This window comes from uncultured Bacteroides sp. (genome assembly GCF_910586915.1).
GTDB lineage: Bacteria > Bacteroidota > Bacteroidia > Bacteroidales > Bacteroidaceae > Bacteroides.
In genome coordinates, this window is sequence record NZ_CAJULN010000043.1 from 1 (window position 1) to 23,253 (window position 23,253).

Genomic DNA, 23,253 nt, shown 5'->3' on the forward strand with positions numbered 1-23,253 from the left:
GGTTTCCCCGTCGCGTTGGTAAAGGCATCGGAAGTCGGTCAGTGAGAATGCGCCTCTTACTCCGGGCAGTTTCTCTTCTTCCAGGTTTTCCCAAATGCTGTCGCTGGTGAACAGAAAAACCGATTCGGAATGATTGACGATGTGGTGCACATCGTGAGGGGTGAAGTCTTGAAGGATAGGCACGATGATGGCGCCATAAGTGACGGTTGCCATATAGGCGATGCACCAGTGTGCGTTATTCTTGCCGATGACTGAAATCTTGTCGCCCCTGCGAAGGCTGCAATGCTTGAAGAGCAAGTGCAGACGTGCTATTTCCTCAGCTACTTGGCCGTATGTATAGTGGGTATTTTCTCCGTAATCCGTATAACAAGGCAAGTCCCAGTTATCGCGAAAACTATTTTCGTATAGTTTGATGAAATTCTCTTTAATCATTGCACGCTTTTTAGTGAATTGCGCAAAAATAGGAATAAACTTTCGTATCCAAAAGGGTTTTACTAATAATAATGTGTAACTTTGCACTAAATATGTGTTACAACAGCTTATGATAGATACCACTGTATTTCAAAATAAGACAGCCGTTTATTATACATTAGGTTGCAAATTGAATTTCTCCGAGACTTCTACCATTGGTAAAATCCTGCGCGAAGCAGGTGTACGCACTGCCCGCCGAGGTGAGCAGGCGGATATCTGTGTGGTGAACACCTGTTCGGTGACGGAAATGGCCGACAAGAAGTGCCGGCAGGCAATCCACCGGTTGGTGCGCCAGCATCCCGGAGCCTTTGTGGTGGTGACCGGATGCTATGCACAGTTGAAGCCCGGCGAGGTGGCGAAGATAGAAGGCGTAGACGTGGTGCTGGGCGCCGAGCAGAAAGGCGAATTGCTCCGCTACTTGGGTGACTTGCAGAAACACGAGACGGGCGAAGCCATCACTACCGCTACGAAAGACATCCGTTCCTTCTCACCCTCCTGTTCGCGGGGCGACCGTACGCGTTTCTTCCTCAAGGTGCAGGACGGATGCGACTATTTCTGCTCCTATTGCACCATTCCCTTTGCTCGCGGGCGAAGCCGTAACGGAACCGTTGCATCGATGGTGGAGCAGGCGCGGCAGGCTGCTGCGGAAGGCGGAAAAGAAATCGTGCTGACCGGAGTGAACATCGGCGACTTCGGCAAGACCACGGGCGAGACCTTCTTCGACCTGGTGAAAGCATTGGAGCAAGTGGAAGGTATCGAGCGTTACCGCATCTCCTCCATCGAACCCAACCTGCTGACGGACGAGGTCATCGAATTCGTCTCCCGTTCGCGCAACTTTATGCCTCATTTCCATATTCCCTTGCAATCGGGCTCCGATGAAGTATTGAAGTTGATGCGCCGCCGGTATGATACCGCTCTTTTTGCCTCCAAAATAAAGAAGATTAAAGAAGTGATGCCCGAAGCCTTTATCGGCGTGGACGTGATTGTGGGTACGCGCGGCGAAACAGAGGAATACTTTGAAAACGCCTACCGGTTCATAGCCGGACTGGATGTGACGCAACTGCACGTGTTCAGCTACTCCGAGCGTCCCGGTACACAGGCGTTGAAAATCGACCACGTGGTCTCTCCCGAAGAAAAGCACCGACGCAGCCAGCGTCTTTTGGCGCTTTCGGACGAAAAGACACAAGCGTTTTATGCCCGCCATATCGGACAGACTATGCCCGTACTTATGGAGAAATCGAAAGCAGGCACACCGATGCACGGGTTTACGGCAAACTACATCCGTGTGGAGGTAGCGGGCGATGCTTCGCTCGACAATCAGGTGGTCGACATCCTTTTGGGCGACTTCAACGAAGATAAGACAGCATTAAAAGGTACTATTCTCTCGAAATAACTATGAAATCGAAACTTCTCTACTGGCTTGTCTATGGCGGGATGTGGCTTGTCTCCGCCCTGCCGTTCCGGTTGTTGTATCTCCTTTCCGACTTCAACTACCTGCTGATATACCACCTCGTAAAGTACCGCCGCAAGGTAGTGCGGGAGAACTTGGCGAAGTCGTTCCCCGAAAAGAGCGATGCGGAGAGAGGGCAGATAGAACGCCGCTTCTACCATTACCTTTCGGACTATATGCTCGAAGATTTGAAACTTCTGCATATGTCTGCCGATGACCTTCGCCGCCGCATGACCTACAAGAACACCGAGCAATATCTCGAACTGACGGAGAAGTACGGCGGTATCATCGTCATGATTCCTCACTATGCCAATTACGAATGGCTCATCGGTATGGGCGCCGTGATGAAGCCGGGCGATGTCCCCGCACAAGTGTACAAACCGTTGAAGGACAAATACCTCGACGAACTCTTCAAGCGCATCCGTTCCCGTTTCGGCGGATACAATATTCCCAAACACTCCACTGCCCGCGAAATTATCAGACTCAAGCGTGCAGGCAAGAAGATGGTCGTGGGGCTGATTACCGACCAATGGCCCAGCGGCGACAGGTATTGGACTACCTTCCTGGGACGTGAGACCGCCTTTCTCAACGGCGCCGAGCGCATTGCCAAAATGATGAACTTCCCCGTTTTCTATTGCGAACTGACGAAGAACCACAGAGGATATTGTGAAGCGGAATTCACACTGATGACCGAAACTCCGAAAGAGACGGCCGAAGGGGAGATTACCGAAATGTTTGCCCGCCGCCTGGAACAGACTCTCCGCAGAGAGCCTGCCTATTGGCTATGGTCGCATAAACGCTGGAAACGGACCTCGGAAGAGTGCCGGCGCAACGAACAGGAAGAAAAAGAGAAGAAAAAAGAACAGCAATGAAAGTATCGGTTGTTATCCTGAACTGGAACGGATGCGATATGCTCCGCACGTTTCTTCCCTCCGTAGTGCGCTGCTCGGAAGGGGAGGAGATAGAAGTTTGTGTGGCGGACAATGGCTCTACGGACGGTTCCGTGGATATGCTTCGCCGGGAATTTCCTTCCGTCCGGACCATTCCGCTCAAACAGAATCACGGTTTTGCCGACGGATACAATTTGGCTTTGCAGCAAGTGGAGGCCGAGTATGTCGTTCTTTTAAACTCGGATGTGGAAGTGACCGAGCGGTGGCTGGAGCCGATGATAGCCTGGCTCGATGCGCATCCCGAAGTGGCTGCCTGCCAGCCGAAGGTACGGAGCCAACGGCAAAAGCAATATTTTGAATACGCCGGAGCGTCGGGCGGATTTATAGATAAATACGGTTATCCTTTTTGCCGGGGGCGCGTGATGGGAGTCGTTGAGGAGGATAAGGGACAGTATGATACGGTTGTTCCCATATTTTGGGCAACGGGAGCGGCGTTGTTTATCCGCCGTGCCGATTATCTGAATGTAGGCGGACTGGACGGGCGTTTCTTTGCACACATGGAGGAAATCGACTTGTGCTGGCGTCTCCGTTCGCGCGGACGTGCGATTGTGTGTATTCCTCAGAGCACGGTGTATCATGTGGGTGGTGCCACGCTCAAGAAAGAGAATCCGCGCAAGACTTTCCTCAATTTCCGCAACAACCTTCTCATGCTCTATAAGAACCTTCCGCACGAAGAGTACGATAAAGTGATGCGCGTCCGTGCTTGTCTCGACTATGTGGCTGCGCTTGCCTTTCTGTTGAAGGGCGACGTGCCCAATGCCCGTGCCGTGATAAGTGCCCGCAGGGAATACAAGCGGATGCGTCCGTCGTTTGCCCCTTCCCGTGCGGAAAACCGGCAAAGAAAAACAGTAGACACCATCCCCGAACGAATCCGTTGCAGCATCCTGTGGCAGTTTTATGCAAAAGGTTGCCAACGCTTTTCTCAACTTCCCTTGTAACTGAAATCTCCTCCTTTTACGGAAGGAGGAGCCCCCTTCTACATTTCTTTGAATCGTAGGCAATTATGCTCCAGTCTACCGCTATCCCGCCCTCAAACGACTGGCAGTAAACTTCTCCTCTCTCGGATACAAACTTCCCGGAGCGTAATGCCCATCTTTCTTTTTACCCATTACAAACTATAAACGAAGCCTTTGTTTATATAAACGAAACTTGCGTTTTTATAAACGAAGCCTTCATTTATAAAAACGGAGCTTTCGTTTATAGTTTGTAGCTCTTTCAGCAGAACTTTATATATAACAAATTGGTCGTTTGTCTGTAAGATATAGTAACTTTATTACCAATGCTTTACAGGCAAACGACCAATCGTTTACATACATTTCATCCCATTGCCGGGATGCATTGTCCTTTTAATTGCGGCGTAACTACATACTGCCCTCTCTTCCGCAACAGAGCATTACCCCTGCCGACGCTATATCCGCTCCCATCGGCGGGTTTCTTTTCGCAAGCCGCAGTTCCACTTCCTCAATCTCCGCAAACTGCCGGAGAAGCCTTTCGGCAATCCGTCCGACCACGTGCTCCAGCAGTTTCGACGGGATAGCCATTTCTTCCGCTACCGCCTGATGCACTTCCGCATAGTTCACCGTATCCGTTACTTCATCCGTCCGGGCGGCTTTGCTGATGTCTGCTTTCAGTTTCAAGTCAATCACATATTCATTTCCGATAAGATTCTCCTGCGGCGCCACTCCGTGGTAGGCATAGCAGCGAATCTCTTTCAGAAAAATATAGCTGTTGTTTATCTTCATGTGGATGTTTATTGGTTGGTTTCGGGTTCTCTTCCGGCGTATGCAATCAGTTGGCGTATCTTGCTGTTGAGGCTCTGCGCCTTCATCAGTTGTTCCAGGGTGACGTGCATCCGGTATTGCCAGTAGTTTCTGGGATTGGACGGCACGTTGATGCGCTCTGCCTGCACATCGGGGTTGCGCCACTTACCGTCCATCGACAACCAATCCTGCAACGAGAGGATGCACAGAATCGAGTTGCTTTTCAGATGATTGCGCACAATCTCTTCGCACACTTCGGGAGTTGCCGCAGTGGGAGCGGTGCCGTAATGTCCCAACATGGTGTTGTAATAACGTTGCGTCTGCTGGCAATCCTCTTCCCACCAGCCCCGCAAGGTCGACATATCGTGCGTAGAAATCGTGCAGACCGACCGGTAGGGGTATTCGTCCAAATGTCCGAACTCATGCATCGGGTTCTTGGGCATCTGCTGAATCTCCAGGCTGAGGATGCGCAGGTCGTTCATGACCGACGCCACACAGGCGGGAATCATTCCCAGGTCTTCTCCGCATACCAACATACGGGTGGATTGCGTGAGCTGCGGCAACTTCTTCATTGCCTGCCGATGCCAGAAGTCGTTGTGGCGGTGGTAATAATACTGGTCGTAGAGGCGGTTGAACGCATTTTTGTCTGCTTCGCTCAGTGTACGGAAAAGGAAATCGCGCTGCGCGCTGATGCGCGGATGATACTTGTCGGCTTCCTTGTTGTCTGCCACAAAGAGGACGTTGCTGATTAAGGAATACAATCCGTCGCGTATCCAAATGCTCTCCTCGTCGTTCTTGTCGGCGAAGAACTGCTTCACTTCCTGTTGGGTTTCAAATCCCGGTTTCATGCGGTAGTGTCCCGGTTCGCCGCATGGCTGGAGGAACGTTTGCTTCACCCGGTCGGCGTAAGGACCGAACACTTGCCCGAGGAAGGATTCGTGGATAAACGGCTCTAAGTATTCTTCCCGGAAAGTAAAGCCGAAGCTCTCCATCTCCTCCCGGCTCATGGGCAGAGAAGGAACAAACTGCCCCAACAGTCCGTGCACGGCGTGCATCGGTATTTCCCAAATGCGGAAGAATCCGAGGATGTGGTCGATGCGGTAGGCGTCGAAGTACTCCGCCATTTTCTGAAAGCGCTTCATCCACCAAGCATATCCGTCTTTTTCCATCACGTCCCAGTTGTAGGTGGGGAATCCCCAGTTTTGTCCATTCACGGAGAAGTCGTCGGGGGGGGCACCCGCTTGTCCGTTGAGGTTGAAGTAATGCGGCTCTGTCCAGGCTTCCATGCTGTTGCGGCTGATACCGATGGGGATGTCTCCTTTCAGCACTACGCCCTGCTGGCGCGCATATCGGGTTGCCGCCAACAGTTGCAGATGCAGGTGGTATTGGACGAAGTAGTAGAGTGCGATGTGCGGGTAATCTGCCGTGTCCGGCCGGCACATCTTTTCTATTTCCTGTGCGTTGTAGACGGAATACTTCGGCCATTCGCGGAAATCGGGCGTGCGGTAAGCATCGCGCAGATAGCTGAATGCGGCATAAGGCTGCAACCATTCCTTGTTCGTTTCAAAGAAGTCGTTGAATCCTTTGGAAGCTAATACCTTTTCGCCTTCCTGCCGGAAGATTAAACGGAAGAACTCCCATTTGGTCCGGTTGACGGCTTCGTAGTCGATGGCAGCCAGGCTGTTCAACTCCTTTTGTTTCCGTCCGAATGCGGCGGCGGCTTCTTTGTCTTTCAGTGTTCCCATTTGTTTTAAATCGGCATACATCGGATGGAAGGCGTAGATAGAGATGCTGTTGTAGGGATAAGAGTCTGTCCATGTATGCGTCATTGTGGTGTCGTTGATTGGTAAAATCTGAATCACTTGCTGATGCGTACATACGGCCCAGTCAATCATGCGTTTCAAATCGCCGAAATCACCGACCCCGAAACTCTTTTCCGACTTTAGCGAGAACACAGGGATGGCAACGCCTGCGCCTTTCCACGCCGGAATATCGAAGTGGACATACCGGTCGGAAATGACCGATGTCTCGTTGCTCTTTATCTCCGGGTCGGCCAGGTAACGGTTGGGATTGTTCTCCCAGCACTCCACTTTCCTTGTACGCTTGTTGTAGAGAACGAATTTATACTCCAACGGATATTTGAGCTTGCTTGCATCGAGTTCTGCCTGCCATTCCGGAAAGTTAGCGTTACTCATCAGAGCGGGCTTTTCCGGGCTCCAGTTGCCCAACGCTTTCTGATTGCCGCAAATACCTAAGCAGTAATCTTTGTTGAGACGTGGCGCGTAAGCCTTGATGACCAACCCTTTCTTGTAACTTTTCGGATAACTGTCTCTTTCGGGATGTGCCAATAACGCTTCCGTGAAAGCGGAACTGTAGAAGTGGAGCTGTTCGGGAATGTTTTTCCAACAGTCGTTGATTCTATATCTTTTCTTGGAGATACCGGATAGGAAAAGGCTTCGAGGGAAGTTGTCCCATTCTTTGCGGGTAATCACTCCGTTCTGCTCTATCTGGTAGTTATAATTGATGGCCAGCCCCTCTTGCGGAACCTCAAGTTCCAGTTCTGCCGTCCAGTATATACCATCTGTGGTGTGCATGAGGAGCGACTTCGCTGATAAGCCGGCAAGCCTTACTTCTTCCCCCCAGTTGGTGCGGTATTCGATGTTGAATGATAAAATCATATATATTAGATTTTGATTGAATATTTAAGACGTTGCAAGTATAAGACATTTTTTTGAATAAAAAATAAAAGGAGCCTGTGAGGACTCCTTTTAACCTTTTGTTTATATATTAATTAACATACGCAAGATGTTTATCCGCATCGGGAAGTACCGCAAGTCGTACAAATCAGACAGCCTTCCTGATATACCAGTGTTTCATTTCCGCAGTTCGGACACTTCTTGCCTTTGGCTTCGGTGCCATCTTGGATGTACTTCTTCAACGCCCGTTCCACACCATTTTTCCAAGTGTTGATATTTTCGCTGTTCAATTGCAGCGAGCCTACCAGTTTGATAACTTGTTCAATCGGCATCCGGTAGCGGAGTACGCCCGAAATCAGTTTCGCATAGTTCCAATACTCCTTGTTGAATTTCTCCGACAATCCTTCGATGGTGGTCTTATATCCGCGCTTGTTCTCGAACTGGAAGTCGTAGCGTTTCGTACCGTCTTCATCCTTGTTTTTAATGATGCGTCCGCTGGTCACGCTCTTGGGAAGCGAGATTCCTTCTTCGTCGTCTTGCAAACCGGTGAAGATTTCGTAAGGATATCCGTCCAGCAGGCCGACGAAGGCTACCCATTTCTCCTTGTTGTTTTGGAAACGTACCACGTCTGCCTCCAAAACCTTCGGACGTACCTCTACAACTGTGGGCGGTTTGCAGGGAGGTAGTTCGGCTTTCTTCTTTTCCGACTTGGTAGAAATCAATACGCCTGAACGGGAACCGTCGCGATAAACGGTACAGCCTTTACAACCCGATTTCCATGCTTCTACATACAAGCGGTTTACCAAATCCTCGTCCACATCGCTCGGCAGATTGATGGTCACGCTAATGGAATGGTCTACCCATTTCTGGATTCTTCCCTGCATCTTCACTTTCATCAACCAGTCTACGTCGTTGGACGTAGCTTTGTAATAAGGAGATTTGGCTACCAGTTCGTCAATCTCTTCTTGGGTATAGCGCTTAGCAGGGTCATAGCCGTTTGCTTCCATCCACGTAACAAACTTGTGGTGGAATACAATATACTCTTCAAATGCATCTCCTGTTTCGTCAACGAAGTCCACGCGTACGTTTGTGTCGTTCGGGTTTACCTTTCTTCTGCGTTTGTAAACCGGCAGGAACACTGGTTCGATGCCCGAAGTGGTTTGAGTCATCAGGCTGGTGGTTCCGGTAGGAGCGATGGTTAGGCAGGCGATGTTGCGGCGTCCGTACTTCTTCATATCTTCATACAAAGCCGGGTCTGCTTCTGCCAGACGTTGGATGAACGGATTGTTCTGTTCGCGCTTGCTGTCATATACGTCGAAAGCACCACGCTCTTTGGCCATCTCTACCGAGGAACGGTAAGCACCGAGCGCTATTGCCTTGTGTACTTTTTCTGAGAATTCCGTAGCTTCTTCCGTTCCGTAGCGCAGCCCTAAAGCGGCAAGCATATCTCCTTCGGCGGTGATACCTACGCCGGTGCGGCGGCCTTGTCCGCTCTTCGTGTATATTTTCTCCCAAAGTCCGCGTTCCGCACGTTTCACCTCTTCGCTTTCTGGGTCTTCGTCAATCTTTTGCATGATACGCTCGATTTTTTCCAGTTCGAGGTCGATGATATCATCCATGATGCGTTGTGCCAAAGCGATGTGTTTTTGGAACAAATCAAAATCGAAGTATGCGTCCGGCTTGAACGGATTGACTACGTAAGAATACAGATTGATGGCAAGCAGGCGGCAAGAGTCGTAAGGACACAAAGGTATTTCACCGCAGGGATTGGTCGATACGGTTCGGTATCCCAAGTCGGCATAACAATCGGGCACAGATTCGCGGATGATAGTATCCCAAAACAAGACACCCGGTTCTGCCGATTTCCATGCGTTGTGAACAATCTTCTTCCACAATGTGGAAGCGTCTATTTCTTTCGTAAATAAGGGCTTTTCTGAATCGATGGGGTATTGCTGCACATAAGGTTTCGCATCTACGGCAGCTTGCATGAAAGCATCGTCCAATTTTACCGAAACGTTTGCTCCGGTCACCTTTCCTTCTGTCATCTTGGCGTCGATAAACGCTTCAGAATCCGGGTGTTTGATGGATACGCTCAGCATCAATGCGCCGCGGCGACCGTCCTGGGCTACTTCGCGGGTCGAATTGGAGTAGCGTTCCATGAATGGGACAAGTCCGGTGGAAGTGAGTGCCGAGTTTTTGACGGGAGAACCTTTCGGGCGGATGTGTGACAGGTCGTGACCTACGCCACCGCGTCTTTTCATCAGTTGCACTTGTTCTTCGTCAATCTTGATGATGGCTCCGTAAGAGTCGGCAGCACCGTCTACTCCGATAACGAAGCAATTGGACAGTGAAGCAACCTGATAATCGTTGCCGATTCCCGTCATCGGGCTGCCCTGGGGAACGATATATTTGAAGTGGTCTAATAAGCCGTACAACTCTTCTGCCGTAAGCCCATTCGGATACTTTGATTCGATGCGTGCCACTTCGTTTGCAATTCTCCAATGCATATCTTCCGGAGACTTTTCATAGATATTCCCGAAAGAATCTTTTACTGCATATTTGTTGACCCAAACCCTTGCAGCAAGCTCGTCGCCTTGAAAATATCGTAAAGATTCTTCATAGGCTTCTTCATAAGAATAAATTTGTTTTTCCACGATTCAAATGGTGTTAAATCTCATTGTTAAATAAGTAATAGTGTAGAAGTTTACTTATCGTTAACAAATGTGGGCGCAAAGCTAAGAATGTTTTTTAATCTATCAAAATAAAAATGAAACAATTTATTAACAGGCTGTAAGTTTTCCGTTTATAAAAGATAAGTATTTGATAAACAATGAAATTGTGAATTTGTTTAAAGGTTAAAGTTTTCCAAAAAGAAAATTATTATCAGAAGTGTGTATAGCGGAATCGTTTTTTCTTTTTATATCTTTGCAAAAAAAAGATATGTTTGAAACCGTAAAGAACAGAAGAACAATCAGGAAATACCAATCGAAAGATATTGCGCCTGGTTTGTTAAATGATTTGCTCGAAACCTCTTTCCGTGCTTCTACGATGGGGGGAATGCAGCTTTATAGTGTAATCGTCACTCGCGACGAGAAAATGAAGGAGCAGCTTGCGCCTGCTCATTTCAATCAGCCGATGGTGAAAAATGCACCGGTGGTACTTACTTTTTGTGCCGATTTCCGTCGGTTCAGCAAATGGTGCGAACAACGGAAGGCCGTGCCGGGCTATGATAACTTAATGTCTTTTATGAATGCGTCTATGGATACTTTGCTCGTTGCGCAGACTTTCTGTACGCTGGCAGAAGAAGCAGGACTCGGCATTTGCTATTTGGGTACCACTACTTACAATCCCCAGATGATTATTGATACGCTTCAACTGCCCGGACTGGTGTTTCCTCTCACGACGGTAACGGTGGGCTATCCCGACGGAGTTCCCTCGCAGGTAGACCGCTTGCCTTTGGAAGCAGCCGTGCATACGGAAAAATACCATGATTATACGCCGGAAACGATAGATAAAATATATGCGTATAAAGAATCATTGCCGGAAAACCAACAATTTATCGAAGAGAATAAGAAAGAAACTTTGGCTCAGGTGTTTACAGATGTACGTTATACGAAGAAAGATAACGAATTTATGTCTGAAAATCTGTTGGAAGTACTCCGTCGGCAAGGGTTCTTGAAATAGTGACTCTTGTTTCAGTGATTAGTGATTAACTGCTTGAAGTGTGAATGCACAACTTGTTAATAACTAATCACTGTTTTATTCTTTTTTTCTTAGTAACGACTCAATTTCCTGTACTTCTGCGCTAAAACTCTTATCCACCTCCAATTGGCCTTTTACGGTCTTGCAGGCATGAAGTACGGTTGCATGGTCTTTGTTGCCGATGAACTTGCCTATCTTCGATGTTGAAAAGTCTGTGTGATTCTTGGCAAGATACATGGCGATTTGTCTTGCTTGCACTACCTCCCTCTTTCTCGATTTGGTGTGGATGGCAGCCGGTTCCAAATCGAAATGCTTGCATACCACCTTGAGGATATCATCGATGGTGACAGCCTTTGTTTCGTTATGAACCACTCCATGTACGATGTGCTGTGCCAAATCCATGTCTATTTCCTTATTGAAAATAGTAGAGCGTGCCATGATTGCGATAACGATACCCTCCAAGTCGCGCACGCTTTCGTTTACATTCTCGGCAATGTAGTCAATCACTTCTTCCGGGAATTGCAATCCGTCGCGGTGTATTTTGTTGCGTAGAATGTTCTTACGCAGTTCTACGGTCGGTTTCTCCAATTCTGCCACCATACCCCATTTGAAGCGGGTGAGCAGGCGTTCTTCGATACCTTGCAGCAAGATAGGTGCGCGGTCGGAAGTCAGTATAAGCTGTTTTCCGTTCTGGTGCAGGTGGTTGAAGATGTGGAAGAAGTTGTTCTGCGTCTTGGTTACTCCGGCAAACTCCTGAATATCATCGATGATTAATACATCAATCGTCTGGTAAAACTTGATGAAGTCTATCGTAGTGTTGTTTCGTACGGAGTCGGTGTATTGCACTTGAAACAGGTGTGCCGATACATACAACACTCTCTTGTCGGGATATAACTCTCTGATTTTGGTACCTATCGCGTTGGCGAGGTGTGTTTTGCCCACCCCCGACGCTCCATAGAGGAACAACGGATTGAACGCAGTGCCTCCGGGCTTTTGCGCTACGGCTTCGGCTACGCTTCTCGGCAACTTGTTGCTGTATCCTTCGATGAAGTTTTCGAAATTATAATTGGGGTTCAAATGCGGGTCTAAGTCTTGAACAGCAGGAGCTTTCAAGACATTAGGCGCTTTGTTTCCGTCAAATATGCTTTTGGGAGTAACGGCTGTAGAACGATTGCTTGCTTCGAGATTCACGGTCTGATTCGGAATCGAAGTCTTGTCCACCATGACGTTGTACATCAACTTGGTTCCTTCTCCGATAACCTTATACAAGGTCTTGCGTATCAAGTCTACAAATCTCTCTTCCAGTATTTCATAGAAAAACTGGCTGGGGATTTGTAAAATCAATGTCTTGTCCTCATATTTCAATGGGACAATCGGGGCAAACCAAGTATTATATGTCGTCTCGGGAACATTGTCTTTTATGATGTCGAGACAGCGGTTCCAAAGTACGACATGATTTGATTCAATCATAGCTACTTTTAATACATTTATTAATTAAGCAAAACTTCTACGGTTGCAAAATTGGGAATCTTATTCGGAAAAAACAAATCACCTTTTTTTTGTTTTTTTTCGTGATAACAATAATGTGTTTACTTTCAATGACTTATATCCATTTGTCGTAACACGCTATGCGAATCCGTATTTGCGAAAGTATAAGTGTTTGTTCTTTAATGTGTTATATATTCCTTTTTATCATTGTTTCCCGTACATGACGTTTGTACGGGAATATTATTTCAGTTTGTAGAAAGACATTTGAGAAGCAATGATACGCTTTTCGGGCGCGCATCGTTATTTAGATAAAATCTATATAGCGATGAAATGCTACTTGTCTTTCTTGCCGAACAATGAGAAGTGAACATAGCGTTTCGGGTGTTCTTTCAAGTCTTCCAACAAGCTGGCTGCGTTTTCGGTAGTAGCGTTCAGATTGTTGTATAAAGACGGGTCGTTGAAGAGCAGTCCGAGGGTGTTGTCTTTGCTGTTCAGCCTCTCTGTCAATGTTTGTACGTTGGCCAATGTTTCGTCTATTTTTTTGAATGCAGATGTATAGTCTACTTCTTTCAGATTTCCACTGATGGCTACGAAGTTTTCGCCGATTGCATTCAGTTTTCTGGTGAGTTGCGGGATGTCGTTGCCCATGAGTCCTTTCACTTGCGAGCTTACTGCCGCTAAGTTGGCGGTGGTTGTCTCTATGGAATGCAAAGTGGCGGGGATACTCTTATCTCCCAAGATGTTGTTTAGCGAGGTGAGGATGGAGTCCAGTTTCGGAATCATTTCCTCCACTTTCGGGATGAGTTTCGCGGCACTTTCCATCATACCGTTGTTTACTACGCCGGGGATTGTATCGCCTACGGCATATTTCTCGCGCGGGTTGTTTGCCAGGAGTATGTTCATGCGTACCCCACCCATCAGTTCGGATACCAGTTCGGCACTGCTGCCTTTGGGGATGCGCAGTTCGTTGTCCAATTCCACTTCCACTACTACGTTGCCGGGAGTTGTGTGGTCATAGTAGATGTCGCGGACAATACCTACCCGCACTCCGTCTGCAAAGACCGGACTCGACTTGGTGAGTCCGTTCACATTCTGAAATTTGGCATAGAAATAGCTGGAAGGCTGGAACATATGTATCCCTTTCAACCAGTTGATTCCGTAAACAAGCACGCACAGTGCAATGATACCTGCAATACCTATTCTGACTTCTTTTGTAATGTACTTCATATTTAATCTTCGTATTTATTTCTTTCTTTTCTTTTTGAATTCGGCTATGGCTTCTCTGACGTCCGTTTTCTCTCCGTTGCGGAAAGCAATGATGAAGGAGTCTTTGAATTGCGGCGTAATGGCGCGTTTGGTACGCAGCACTTTGTTGTAGTCGCTTGAAGCGCCATATGTATATTTATACAAGCCCTTCTCTTTGTAATACTCCACGTTCTTCAATCCCTTCAGGCGCCTGTCGTTCTTGGCAAGAGGTTTGGAAGAGGTGAGTATCTGTATCTTAAACGTAATTTCGCTGTCGTTGGTTGCGCTTTGCGATGCAATTGGGCGTTTGGTAGCTGTTTTTGTTGCCGGGGCGGGTTTGGTTTTGCTTTTTGCCGGGAGAGTTTTTTCTGCGATTTCCGGTGTTTCGTCCTGTCCGTCCGGGATAACGGTCTTGCTGCTTCCTGTGAGGCGCAGTTCGTGTTCTCTTTTATAATGAAGGAAAGCATGATAAATCCCTTTTGCCATCGTTGAGGCTCCTGCTTCGGAAACCAGATACCGTTCTTCTTCGGGGGTGGAGATGAATCCCAATTCTATCAGGATGCTCGGCATGGCACTTGCTTTCAGCACGAGGAATCCCGCCTGGTGCACTCCCCGGTCTGCCCGTTTGCAGGTGTGGCGGAATTGTTTTTGCATCAGCGAGGCGAGGTGTACACTCTGCTTCATATACTTGTCCTGCATGAATTCGAATATGATGTAGGATTCTGCGGAGTTGGGGTCGAAGCCGGCATACCGTGTCTCGTAATCGCTTTCATAGAGAATCACGGAGTTTTCCCGTTTGGCTACTTCCAGGTTGGCGTCCGACTTAGCCAATCCCAGTGTCCAGGTAGATGCGCCTTTCACGGTGCGGTTGTTTGCCAGGGCGTTGGTGTGGATGGAGATGAAGAGGTCGGCTTTGGCGTTGTTTGCTATATCCGCTCGCCGTGCCAGTGGTATGAAAACATCTTTGCTGCGTGTATAAATCACTTTCACATCGTCGCAGTTTCTTTTTATCAGGTTTCCTACCTTGAGGGCAACGTTGAGGTTGATGTTTTTTTCTTTGGCTATTTTACCTACGGCACCGGGGTCGTGTCCGCCGTGTCCGGCGTCGATGACTACGACAAAATCCTTCCCCCATAGATGGCCGGTGCATGAGGGCAGAAAAAGTAGCCAGAGGCATATGCATATATATAGTATGTATGGTCTATCCGGTTTCATATTTATAACACGCTGCAAATGTAGCAGAAATTTGTAGAAAACTTATGATTTGCCATTAAGTTTTGTGTTTTTTTCGGTTTAATGGTAGCTTTTTTCCCGGAATCTCTGTTACTTTGCGCGTTGAAGTTAAAATATACGACGATGCTTAAGCTTTTGAAGAATTGGACCTTACCTGTTGCCATGTTGACTGGCGCCGTGGGTTATCCACTGTTTATCGAACTCTCTTTCCTTACCCCATATCTTATTTTTACGATGTTGCTGCTGACTTTCTGCAAGGTGTCTCCGTGCGATTTGAAGCCCAGACCGCTTCATGCGTGGCTGTTGTCGATTCAGATTGGCGGCGCGTTGGCGGCCTACTTGCTGCTTTGCCGGTTGGATAAAGTTGTGGCGGAGGGTGTGATGGTCTGCATCATTTGCCCCACGGCTACTGCCGCTGCGGTGGTCACGTCCAAGTTGGGGGGCAGTGCGGCGAGTCTGACTACTTATACGTTGCTTGCCAATATCGGGACGGCCATTGCCGTGCCGGTTTTTTTCCCGTTGGTGGAGGTGCATCCCGATGCCGGCTTTTGGCAGTCGTTCTCTTTGATTCTGAGCAAGGTGTTTCCGTTGCTGATTTGTCCGTTCCTGTTTGCGTGGCTGTTGCGCAAGGCGTTGCCGAAGGTGCATCAGGCCTTGTTGGAGTATCATGAGCTTGCTTTCTATTTGTGGGCTGTTTCGTTGACCATCGTGACGGCACAGACTTTGTACTCGCTGCTCCATAACCCTGCCGACGGCTTTACTGAAATGATGATTGCCGTCGGGGCTTTGGCGGCTTGTTGCTTGCAGTTCTTTTTAGGGAAAACGATTGGCTCTGCCTACAACGACCGCATCAGTGGCGGCCAGGCGTTGGGGCAGAAGAACACGATTCTGGCTATTTGGATGGCTCATACCTATCTTAACCCGTTGTCGGCTGTTGCGCCCGGTTCGTATGTGCTGTGGCAAAATATAATAAATAGCTATCAGTTGTGGAAAAAGAGAAGAAATGAGATAAAATATTAAATATAAGATATTGATATTTAGTGTTTTGTATTTGTTGAACGTAATTTCCTTTATTTTCCTTGTTTTCTTGTTTAGTCTAATAAATGCCTTTGTTTTGTTACTATTTTGTTACCCGTGTTTATTGGAGTAACAAAACAAATCGCTATATTTGTATTGGTAACAAAATAAGAACATAATTATGGCGAAGAAAAAACAAGAAGTTAAATTGAAAGAACCTGTAAGGATTAGATTCAAGCAGCTTGCCAATGGCAACCAGTCTATTTATTTGGACTATTATACAGGTGATGTTATTAGAAAAGAAAATTATGTTGGCGGTAAACGGCAATATGAATTTTTGAAGTTGTACCTTATACCCGAAAAAACGAGGGAGGATAAGGCGAAGAACGAAGCTGCATTGGCTCTTGCAAAAGCGATTCAGAGTAAGAGGATAGTGGAGTTACAAAATGATGCACACGGTTTTCAGAACACCAACAAGTCAAAAGCGAATGTGATTGATTATTTAATGAACATGAGAAGCCAATCTAAAGAACGTGGCAGCTTGAACTATGAAAAGACTGTTGGTAATACCATCCGTGAACTAAAGTTGTTCAGAGGGGATTACATCGCTTTTCGTGATATAGATAAGGACTTCTTAAATAGCTTTGTGGATTTCTTGAAACAAGCGAAGAAAGCAAGCAAGTTTGGTTTGTTAAAGGCTGGGGGAGTATTAAGTAATAATTCCGTTATTGCTTACTATGGGGTGTTGCGTACCGCTATAAATAGAGCCTATAAAGAGGGGATTATTACGGTCAATCCAACGAAAGAGTTTGATTTTGCCAGTAAGGTAAAAGCGGAAGTTAGCCGTAGGGAGTATTTGACAATAGAGGAATTGAAGCGGCTTATCAGGACAGAGTGCAAGTATGAGATAATGAAACAAGCCTTTCTTTTCAGTTGCTTGTGTGGGCTGCGTGTAAGCGATATAAGAAAATTGAAGTGGAACGATTTGCAGAAAAGCGGTGAAAGAATAAGGATTGAAATAAAGATGCAGAAAACAAAAGAACCGCTTTATCTGCCTATATCCGATGAAGCGTTAAAGTGGTTGCCGCAACAAAATGAAGCAAAAGGCGATGATTTGATTTTTCCTTTGACGCATGAGGGAACTATAAATAAAATACTTCAAAAATGGGCGAAAGATGCAGGGGTTATTAAGCATATCTCGTTTCATCAAAGCCGGCATACCCATGCTACCATGATGCTTACATTAGGGGCTGATTTGTACACGGTTAGCAAACTGTTAGGACATAAAAATATTGCCACAACTCAAATTTATGCGAAGATTGTCGATAAGAAAAAAGAAGAAGCTATAAGTCTGATACCGAATTTGACGGACTGATTTAAGAAGAAAGTACGGTTATATCACAGTTACCGTACTTTTTTTCTTTGTTTAGCCGGAAAAATATATCTTTGTTTCTACTAACTGAAACATAGATTATTATGACAGAAGAAGAACTGAAAATAAAATTCGACCATATACAAGGTATATTCAATCGCTGTATCAATCATGCCAGCCAAGTTATGATAGATAATATTGCCTCTAAGTCCTTATATTTCGACGAAGAACAGGCGGATAAATTGGAACAGCAAGAATATGTTCGTACCGCTGATGAGTTGGTGCAGTTATATATTCGTTATTCTGTGTTGAATGATATTCCATATTTTTATTCTGTATCTGACTTCTTTTGGGAAAGCGGTTTTTATGAATCCTTGAAATCCGATGAAAAAAGAAAATACATGTCGTTTAATTCTCTTTCATTTGATTATTCTCGGTATGAGCAAGATAATACGGTTTATGATGAAGAACTGCCTTATTTTTCCGTAGTAGTTAAAACTGTTGTATTAGAAAGATATTCTGCGTACTTGCGAAAAAAGAAAGAAAGTAAGGTGCAAGCGGAGATGCAGCCACAACAGAAAGAGCCGCAACTAATTCAAGATAAATACCAAGAACCTAAAATTATCTCCCATATTGCTGAAACAGAAAATCCGTTCAAGTCTATTTTAAACGACAGGCAAATAGCATTGTTGGTGGATTGTATCAATGAAGTGGAAATTTTCAATGCTCCTATGACTTTTGAAGATTTGAAAGCAATACTTTCTTGTAAACCAAAAGTTATATTCAGGTCTAATAACAACAGGCAGGTAGCTTTTCTTTTTTCGGAGTTAAGCAATCGTGGTTTGATAACACCTAACTGGCAATCTGTTATAGCAAAGAATAAGTTGTTTGTTACGAAGAATATAAAGAAAGATAAATATCTGAATCAAGGTGATTTAGCCACAGCCGCCAATTATGTAAAGGGGGTGGAACATGAAAAAGATTATGTAACCATCAGCAATTATATCAAACAACTGAAAAAACTTTAAGAATAGGTTAAGACCTCAAACATAGCTTAATCCGCTATCAAGCTATTCCTCAATACTTTTGCCCCCGTAATCGATTACAAGAAACCGGAGGGCATGCACTCCATATTGTCTAACGCAAATACTTTTGTTATATGGAAACAAGTATTGAGAAGCGAGTTGCAGAACTCGAAAATTTAGTGTTCCTTTCAAAGAACGTGCTTAGCTTCGATGAAACGAGCAAGTTCTTGAACCTTTCAAAAAGTTACCTGTACAAGCTGACTTCGGGTAACTTGATACCCCATTACAAGCCGCAGGGCAAAATGCTTTATTTTGAGAAAGCGGAACTGGAAGCGTGGTTGCGTCAGAACCCAGTGAAGACGCAGGCGCAGATAGAGCAGGAAGCGCAGAAATATATCCTTAACCGTCCCCTAAAGAAATAGCGGCTATGGAAAATAGAAAAGCGACAGAAGCCGGGCAGGATGTCACCATGCAGAAAGAGGATTTTGTAGCCCTTTGGAAAACCATTCATCTAAAAGTGACGGACACTTACGAAGTGCCGCCCGAAATGCTTTGGGTGAACGGTTCTACCATCGGCACGCTGGGCAATTTCAGCGCATCCACAGGCAAAGCCAAGAGTAAGAAGACATTCAACATTTCCGCTATCGTTGCGGCAGCGTTGAAGAATGACGAGGTACTGAAGTATTCGGTATGTCTGCCACCGAACAAGCGGAAAATCCTCTATGTAGATACCGAGCAGAGCAAATACCATTGCCATAAGGTCATGGAGCGTATTTTGCGCCTTGCTGGACTGCCTACCGACAAGGATATGGACGATTTTATTTTCATCGTGCTAAGGGAGCAGACCCCCGACAAACGGAAGCAGATAATCGGCTATATGCTTGAAAATATGCCCGATGTGGGGTTACTCATCATTGACGGAATCCGTGACTTGATGTATGACATCAACAGCCCCAGTGAATCGACGGACCTAATCAACCTCTTAATGCGCTGGTCAAGCGGATATAACCTGCATATCCATACCGTACTGCATTTGAACAAGGGGGATGACAACACAAGGGGGCATATCGGTACGGAACTGAACAATAAGGCTGAAACCGTCCTGCAAATCACCAAAAGTACGCAGGACGGCAACATAAGCGAGGTAAAGGCGATGCACATACGTGACCGGGAGTTTGACCCGTTCGCATTCCGTATCAACGACAGCGCATTGCCCGAAGCCGTGGACGGTTATGTATTCAAGCAACCCAGCCAAGACAGGGGCTTTCCACTGGCAGAACTGACGGAGCAACAGCACAGGACAGCTTTGGAAAACGGTTTTGGCAAACAGGTCATATATGGTTACGAGAATGTCCTAAAGACCTTGAAACAGGGTTATGCAAGTATCGGCTACAAGCGTGGACGCAATATCCATGTGGATTTGAACAAGTTCCTTGTGAACAAGCGCATGATTGTGAAAGAGGGCAAGGGCTACCGCTACAATCCCGATTTCCATTATTAAAAGTCAGTTTGGTTTAGTCCGAGTGTATATATAAGAGGAGCGGACTTACTATTTCTCTGCATCAGAACAAGCAGGTTTAGTATGGTACGGGTATATATATGACGGACTAAACAGGACTGGCGCACTTTTCAACTATTTTTTAATCCCCCAAAAAGAAAATGTTATGAACATCGAAGATGTGAAACAAATACCCATCGTAGACTATCTGCACAGTTTAGGTTACTCTCCTGTCAAGCAGCAGGGTAACGGCTTATGGTACAAATCACCGTTAAGGGAGGAACACGAACCGTCTTTCAAGGTGAACACTGACCGCAACCTTTGGTATGACTTTGGCGCAGGCAAGGGCGGCAACATCATCGCACTGGCAAAGGAACTCTATTGTTCCGACAGCCTGCCATACCTTTTAAACCGGATAGCGGAACAGATACCGCACGTTCGCCCGGTCAGTTTTTCTTTTCCCCAGCGTAGGACAGAACCGAGTTTCCAGCATTTGGAAGTCCGTGACCTTACCCATCCGGCATTGCTCCGTTACTTGCAGGGACGGGGTATCAATATCGAACTGGCAAAACGAGAATGTAAGGAACTACATTTTACCAATAACGGCAGACCGTTCTTCGCTATCGGTTTCCCGAACATGGCAGGAGGTTACGAGGTGCGCAACTCCTTTTTCAAAGGCTGTATCGCCCCGAAAGACATCACCCACATACGGCAGCAGGGAGAGCCGAGGGAGAAATGTCTGGTGTTCGAGGGTTTCATGGACTACCTTTCTTTCTTTACGCTCCGCATGAGGAACTGTCCGACCATGCCCGACCTTGACAGGCAGGATTATGTCATTCTTAACTCTACCGCCAATGTGTCGAAAGCCATTGACGTGATGTCCCCGTATGAGCGCATCCACTGTATGCTTGACAATGACAAGGCAGGATATGAAGCGACACGGGCTATCGAATTGGAATACTCCTACCATGTGCGTGACTTCTCGCACAATTATAGGGGCTATTCGGACTTGAACGATTACCTGTGCGGCAAGAAGCAGGAACAGAAAAACGCAGCCAGCCAAACGCAGGAAACGAAGCAGGAAATCGGACAACGTGCCGCCCCAAGACAGAAAAAGGGCAGGGGTATTTAGTCCGGTAGGATTACCAACGGCTGGCGGTTTAATTTGGAGAGCAAGGTTATGTTTCGGTAGACCGAAACCACCTTGCTTTGCTTACCGCAAAGAAAATTTCTCCCGTTGGTTGCAATTTTTAAGACACCATTTAAACGTAAAAACCTATGACGAATATAAAGGATAAGCCGGGGGGACGTCCGGCAAAAAAACGGACGGACAAGCAGAAAAAGGTAGTCAGTACGAAGCTGACCGAGTTGCAGTATTACGCCATCAGGAAGCGAGCAGGGGAAGCCGGGTTACGTATCAGTGAGTATGTCCGGCAGGCTGTTGTTTCGGCAGAGGTTATACCCCGGCTGAACAGGCAGGATGCGGACACCATCCGTAAGTTGGCAGGGGAAGCCAACAATATTAACCAGCTGGCGCACCGGGCAAATGCCGGAGGTTTCGCACTGGTGGCTGTGGAACTGGTGAAACTCAAAAGCAGGATTGTTGAAATCATAAACCATTTGTCGGATGATTGGAAAAATAAAAAAGGGAAGCGGTTTTAAGGGCTGTGTGAACTATGTGCTTGGCAAGGAGCAGGCGGTTTTGCTCCATGCGGACGGGGTTCTGACGGAAAGCCGGAGCGATATAATCCGCAGCTTCTGTATGCAGACCGGGATGAATCCCGATTTGAAGAAGCCTGTCGGACATATTGCGTTAAGTTATTCGGCAGTGGATGCACCCAAATTGACAGACGAGAAGATGGTACAGCTTGCGCAGGAGTATATGCGTGAAATGAAAATCACCGATACGCAGTATATCATCGTGCGCCATCAAGACCGGGAGCATCCGCACGTACATATTGTATTCAATCGCATAGACAACAACGGCAAGACCATTTCGGACAAGAACGACATGTACCGTAACGAACAGGTATGCAAGAAGCTGAAAGCCAAACACGGGCTTTATTTCGCCAAGGGGAAAGAGCAGGTGAAGCAGCACCGATTGAAAGTGCCGGACAAGTCGAAATACGAGATTTACACGGCTGTGAAGAATGAAATCGGCAAATCCCGTAACTGGCAGCAGTTACAGCAGCGGTTAGCGGAAAAGGGTATCACCGTCCGGTTCAAACGAAAGGGACAGACCGATGAGATACAGGGCATATCCTTTTCCAAAGGCGAATACACATTCAAGGGTTCGGAGATAGACCGCAGTTTCAGTTTTTCCAAACTGGATAAATGTTTCGGGGATGCAGGAATGAATGTTGCCGGAAGCCAACGGCAAACAACCTTCGCACCTGTTCGGGAACAAGTACCTGCACCAGGCAAGGCTGACAGTCCGTTGATAACTGGTTCGCTCGGTCTGTTTTCCGCTTCTTCTCCCCCAGTGGATGAAGAACCTAATTTTAATTTGAGAAAGAAGAAAAAGAAAAAACGACTTAAACTGTAAAGACATGGAGGATAATTTGATTTTAGAGGGGCTTCTCTCTATGGTTACGGAACTGAAAGAGAAGCAGGAAGCACAGGTAACGCCAGCCAGTCGGGAGGAAACTCTCGAACGGCTGGGAGTAATAGAACAAGCGTTGTCGGAACTGCACAGTAATTCGGCTGTTCCCGAAGAAAAGTTGCAGGTTATTCAAAGCCAACTTGACGACATAAGGAGCAGGATGCGAGGTCAGCAGAAGAACATAGAGGACACCAAGAAAATAACATTGGAAATCTACCGTTGTTTCAAGGTAATGATTGATACTTTGGGCTCTTGCAAGATGGATAAAGAGGAAGCTATGCCCTTACCGTTCTATCAACGGATTTACAACAAGGTCGCTTCTTGGATTAGTCCGGGATTGTTTGTTTTTTCGGCAGTGCTGGTTGTCTGTTCCGTTTCCATATTTTTGAATGTCCGTTTGGCTAAACGTATGCAGCAGTTGCAGGACAACGATATGAAATATCGCTATTTGCTGATGCAAGGACAGGCAGACGGGGAAACTCTTGATATGCTGGAAAACAAGTTCAAATGGCAACGGGATAACGGTTTTATCCGAAGTTTGACCGATTCAGTGATGGATTTTGAATACCGCATCCAAAAGCAGGCGGAAGCACTGGAACGTGCAAGGCTGTTGAACGAGCAAGCCGAACAGCTAAAGAAAGAAGCTGATAAGTTGGGTAAGCCATAAGCAGGGAAATCCGGAACGGATGAAGTGTAATAGTCAAGACTTGTTCTGACATTTGTTTTACTATCGGACAAAAAAAC

The 23,253-nt window shown here is 46.6% G+C and carries 20 protein-coding genes; 13 read left to right on the forward strand and 7 right to left on the reverse strand.

The window, feature by feature from the left end:
- Positions 1-432: AMP-binding protein (locus QZ331_RS12050; RefSeq protein WP_294630542.1), on the reverse strand; the 432-nt coding region annotated here is incomplete at its 3' end.
- Between the two features lie 109 nt (positions 433-541).
- On the opposite strand from QZ331_RS12050, the gene mtaB reads away from it, so the two are divergent.
- From mtaB to QZ331_RS12065, 3 genes are read left to right on the forward strand one after another with little or no spacing between them, the layout of a single operon-like run.
- Positions 542-1,864, forward strand: coding sequence for a tRNA (N(6)-L-threonylcarbamoyladenosine(37)-C(2))-methylthiotransferase MtaB (mtaB, locus tag QZ331_RS12055; RefSeq protein ID WP_294630545.1), 1,323 nt, complete (start codon positions 542-544; stop codon positions 1,862-1,864).
- A 2-nt stretch (positions 1,865-1,866) separates the two neighbouring features.
- Positions 1,867-2,793, forward strand: coding sequence for a lysophospholipid acyltransferase family protein (locus QZ331_RS12060; RefSeq protein WP_294630546.1), 927 nt, complete (start codon positions 1,867-1,869; stop codon positions 2,791-2,793).
- Complete coding sequence (locus tag QZ331_RS12065; RefSeq protein WP_294630548.1) at positions 2,790-3,809, forward strand: glycosyltransferase family 2 protein; 1,020 nt, start codon at positions 2,790-2,792, stop codon at positions 3,807-3,809. Before QZ331_RS12060 ends, QZ331_RS12065 begins: the two co-directional genes overlap by 4 nt.
- Before the next feature lie 423 nt (positions 3,810-4,232).
- Here the strand turns inward: QZ331_RS12065 and folB are convergent, their stop codons facing one another.
- The 3 genes from folB to QZ331_RS12080 all read right to left on the reverse strand — a co-directional run bounded on the left by folB (position 4,233) and on the right by QZ331_RS12080 (position 9,981).
- A complete protein-coding gene (gene folB / locus QZ331_RS12070; RefSeq protein ID WP_294630550.1) occupies positions 4,233-4,613 on the reverse strand; it encodes a dihydroneopterin aldolase in 381 nt (126 codons plus the stop codon).
- Between the two features lie 8 nt (positions 4,614-4,621).
- Positions 4,622-7,309 (reverse strand): 4-alpha-glucanotransferase, encoded by a 2,688-nt coding sequence (locus tag QZ331_RS12075; protein WP_294630552.1) that lies wholly within the window; start codon positions 7,307-7,309, stop codon positions 4,622-4,624.
- Positions 7,310-7,440: 131 nt separating this feature from the next.
- Positions 7,441-9,981, reverse strand: coding sequence for an adenosylcobalamin-dependent ribonucleoside-diphosphate reductase (locus tag QZ331_RS12080; protein ID WP_294630553.1), 2,541 nt, complete (start codon positions 9,979-9,981; stop codon positions 7,441-7,443).
- Positions 9,982-10,267: 286 nt separating this feature from the next.
- On the opposite strand from QZ331_RS12080, the gene QZ331_RS12085 reads away from it, so the two are divergent.
- Positions 10,268-11,011 (forward strand): NADPH-dependent oxidoreductase, encoded by a 744-nt coding sequence (locus tag QZ331_RS12085; RefSeq protein WP_294630555.1) that lies wholly within the window; start codon positions 10,268-10,270, stop codon positions 11,009-11,011.
- 75 nt (positions 11,012-11,086) lie between these two features.
- Here QZ331_RS12085 and dnaA read toward each other — a convergent pair whose 3' ends face one another.
- The 3 genes from dnaA to QZ331_RS12100 all read right to left on the reverse strand — a co-directional run bounded on the left by dnaA (position 11,087) and on the right by QZ331_RS12100 (position 14,977).
- Positions 11,087-12,499: a chromosomal replication initiator protein DnaA gene (gene dnaA, locus QZ331_RS12090; protein ID WP_294630557.1), complete on the reverse strand. Its 1,413-nt coding sequence runs from the start codon at positions 12,497-12,499 to the stop codon at positions 11,087-11,089.
- Positions 12,500-12,850: 351 nt separating this feature from the next.
- Positions 12,851-13,744, reverse strand: coding sequence for an MlaD family protein (locus QZ331_RS12095; RefSeq protein ID WP_294630559.1), 894 nt, complete (start codon positions 13,742-13,744; stop codon positions 12,851-12,853).
- Between the two features lie 15 nt (positions 13,745-13,759).
- Positions 13,760-14,977, reverse strand: a complete 1,218-nt coding sequence (locus QZ331_RS12100) for an N-acetylmuramoyl-L-alanine amidase (protein WP_294630561.1) — start codon at positions 14,975-14,977, stop codon at positions 13,760-13,762.
- A gap of 81 nt (positions 14,978-15,058) precedes the next feature.
- Here QZ331_RS12100 and QZ331_RS12105 point away from each other — a divergent pair, with 81 nt between their 5' ends.
- The 9 genes from QZ331_RS12105 to QZ331_RS12145 all read left to right on the forward strand — a co-directional run bounded on the left by QZ331_RS12105 (position 15,059) and on the right by QZ331_RS12145 (position 23,176).
- Positions 15,059-16,015, forward strand: a complete 957-nt coding sequence (locus QZ331_RS12105) for a transporter (protein WP_294630563.1) — start codon at positions 15,059-15,061, stop codon at positions 16,013-16,015.
- Positions 16,016-16,193: 178 nt separating this feature from the next.
- Positions 16,194-17,387, forward strand: coding sequence for a site-specific integrase (locus QZ331_RS12110; RefSeq protein ID WP_294630565.1), 1,194 nt, complete (start codon positions 16,194-16,196; stop codon positions 17,385-17,387).
- Between the two features lie 101 nt (positions 17,388-17,488).
- A complete protein-coding gene (locus QZ331_RS12115; RefSeq protein WP_294630566.1) occupies positions 17,489-18,412 on the forward strand; it encodes a hypothetical protein in 924 nt (307 codons plus the stop codon).
- 131 nt (positions 18,413-18,543) lie between these two features.
- Complete coding sequence (locus QZ331_RS12120) at positions 18,544-18,831, forward strand: helix-turn-helix domain-containing protein (RefSeq protein WP_294630568.1); 288 nt, start codon at positions 18,544-18,546, stop codon at positions 18,829-18,831.
- A gap of 5 nt (positions 18,832-18,836) precedes the next feature.
- Positions 18,837-19,910 (forward strand): AAA family ATPase, encoded by a 1,074-nt coding sequence (locus tag QZ331_RS12125; RefSeq protein WP_294630570.1) that lies wholly within the window; start codon positions 18,837-18,839, stop codon positions 19,908-19,910.
- Between the two features lie 163 nt (positions 19,911-20,073).
- Positions 20,074-21,039 carry a toprim domain-containing protein gene (locus tag QZ331_RS12130; protein WP_294630572.1) on the forward strand — a complete coding sequence of 322 codons (966 nt, stop codon included), beginning with the start codon at positions 20,074-20,076 and terminating at the stop codon, positions 21,037-21,039.
- A 146-nt stretch (positions 21,040-21,185) separates the two neighbouring features.
- Entirely contained in the window at positions 21,186-21,569 is a 384-nt protein-coding gene (locus QZ331_RS12135; RefSeq protein ID WP_294630574.1) for a MobC family plasmid mobilization relaxosome protein, read from the forward strand.
- Entirely contained in the window at positions 21,535-22,452 is a 918-nt protein-coding gene (locus QZ331_RS12140) for a relaxase/mobilization nuclease domain-containing protein (RefSeq protein WP_294630576.1), read from the forward strand. The genes QZ331_RS12135 and QZ331_RS12140 overlap by 35 nt, the downstream gene beginning before the upstream one ends.
- Positions 22,453-22,456: 4 nt before the next feature.
- Positions 22,457-23,176: a hypothetical protein gene (locus QZ331_RS12145; RefSeq protein ID WP_294630578.1), complete on the forward strand. Its 720-nt coding sequence runs from the start codon at positions 22,457-22,459 to the stop codon at positions 23,174-23,176.
- The last annotated feature ends 77 nt before the right edge of the window (positions 23,177-23,253 follow it).

What these genes read in the sequence shown, in the direction of transcription:
- mtaB (WP_294630545.1), top strand. Translation starts at nt 542, where the DNA reads ATGATAGATACCACTGTATTTCAAAATAAGACAGCCGTTTATTATACA.
- QZ331_RS12060 (WP_294630546.1), top strand. Translation starts at nt 1,867, where the DNA reads ATGAAATCGAAACTTCTCTACTGGCTTGTCTATGGCGGGATGTGGCTT.
- QZ331_RS12065 (WP_294630548.1), top strand. Translation starts at nt 2,790, where the DNA reads ATGAAAGTATCGGTTGTTATCCTGAACTGGAACGGATGCGATATGCTC.
- folB (WP_294630550.1), bottom strand. Translation starts at nt 4,613, where the DNA reads ATGAAGATAAACAACAGCTATATTTTTCTGAAAGAGATTCGCTGCTAT.
- QZ331_RS12075 (WP_294630552.1), bottom strand. Translation starts at nt 7,309, where the DNA reads ATGATTTTATCATTCAACATCGAATACCGCACCAACTGGGGGGAAGAA.
- QZ331_RS12085 (WP_294630555.1), top strand. Translation starts at nt 10,268, where the DNA reads ATGTTTGAAACCGTAAAGAACAGAAGAACAATCAGGAAATACCAATCG.
- dnaA (WP_294630557.1), bottom strand. Translation starts at nt 12,499, where the DNA reads ATGATTGAATCAAATCATGTCGTACTTTGGAACCGCTGTCTCGACATC.
- QZ331_RS12095 (WP_294630559.1), bottom strand. Translation starts at nt 13,744, where the DNA reads ATGAAGTACATTACAAAAGAAGTCAGAATAGGTATTGCAGGTATCATT.
- QZ331_RS12100 (WP_294630561.1), bottom strand. Translation starts at nt 14,977, where the DNA reads ATGAAACCGGATAGACCATACATACTATATATATGCATATGCCTCTGG.
- QZ331_RS12105 (WP_294630563.1), top strand. Translation starts at nt 15,059, where the DNA reads ATGGTAGCTTTTTTCCCGGAATCTCTGTTACTTTGCGCGTTGAAGTTA.
- QZ331_RS12110 (WP_294630565.1), top strand. Translation starts at nt 16,194, where the DNA reads ATGGCGAAGAAAAAACAAGAAGTTAAATTGAAAGAACCTGTAAGGATT.
- QZ331_RS12115 (WP_294630566.1), top strand. Translation starts at nt 17,489, where the DNA reads ATGACAGAAGAAGAACTGAAAATAAAATTCGACCATATACAAGGTATA.
- QZ331_RS12120 (WP_294630568.1), top strand. Translation starts at nt 18,544, where the DNA reads ATGGAAACAAGTATTGAGAAGCGAGTTGCAGAACTCGAAAATTTAGTG.
- QZ331_RS12125 (WP_294630570.1), top strand. Translation starts at nt 18,837, where the DNA reads ATGGAAAATAGAAAAGCGACAGAAGCCGGGCAGGATGTCACCATGCAG.
- QZ331_RS12130 (WP_294630572.1), top strand. Translation starts at nt 20,074, where the DNA reads ATGAACATCGAAGATGTGAAACAAATACCCATCGTAGACTATCTGCAC.
- QZ331_RS12135 (WP_294630574.1), top strand. Translation starts at nt 21,186, where the DNA reads ATGACGAATATAAAGGATAAGCCGGGGGGACGTCCGGCAAAAAAACGG.
- QZ331_RS12140 (WP_294630576.1), top strand. Translation starts at nt 21,535, where the DNA reads ATGATTGGAAAAATAAAAAAGGGAAGCGGTTTTAAGGGCTGTGTGAAC.
- QZ331_RS12145 (WP_294630578.1), top strand. Translation starts at nt 22,457, where the DNA reads ATGGAGGATAATTTGATTTTAGAGGGGCTTCTCTCTATGGTTACGGAA.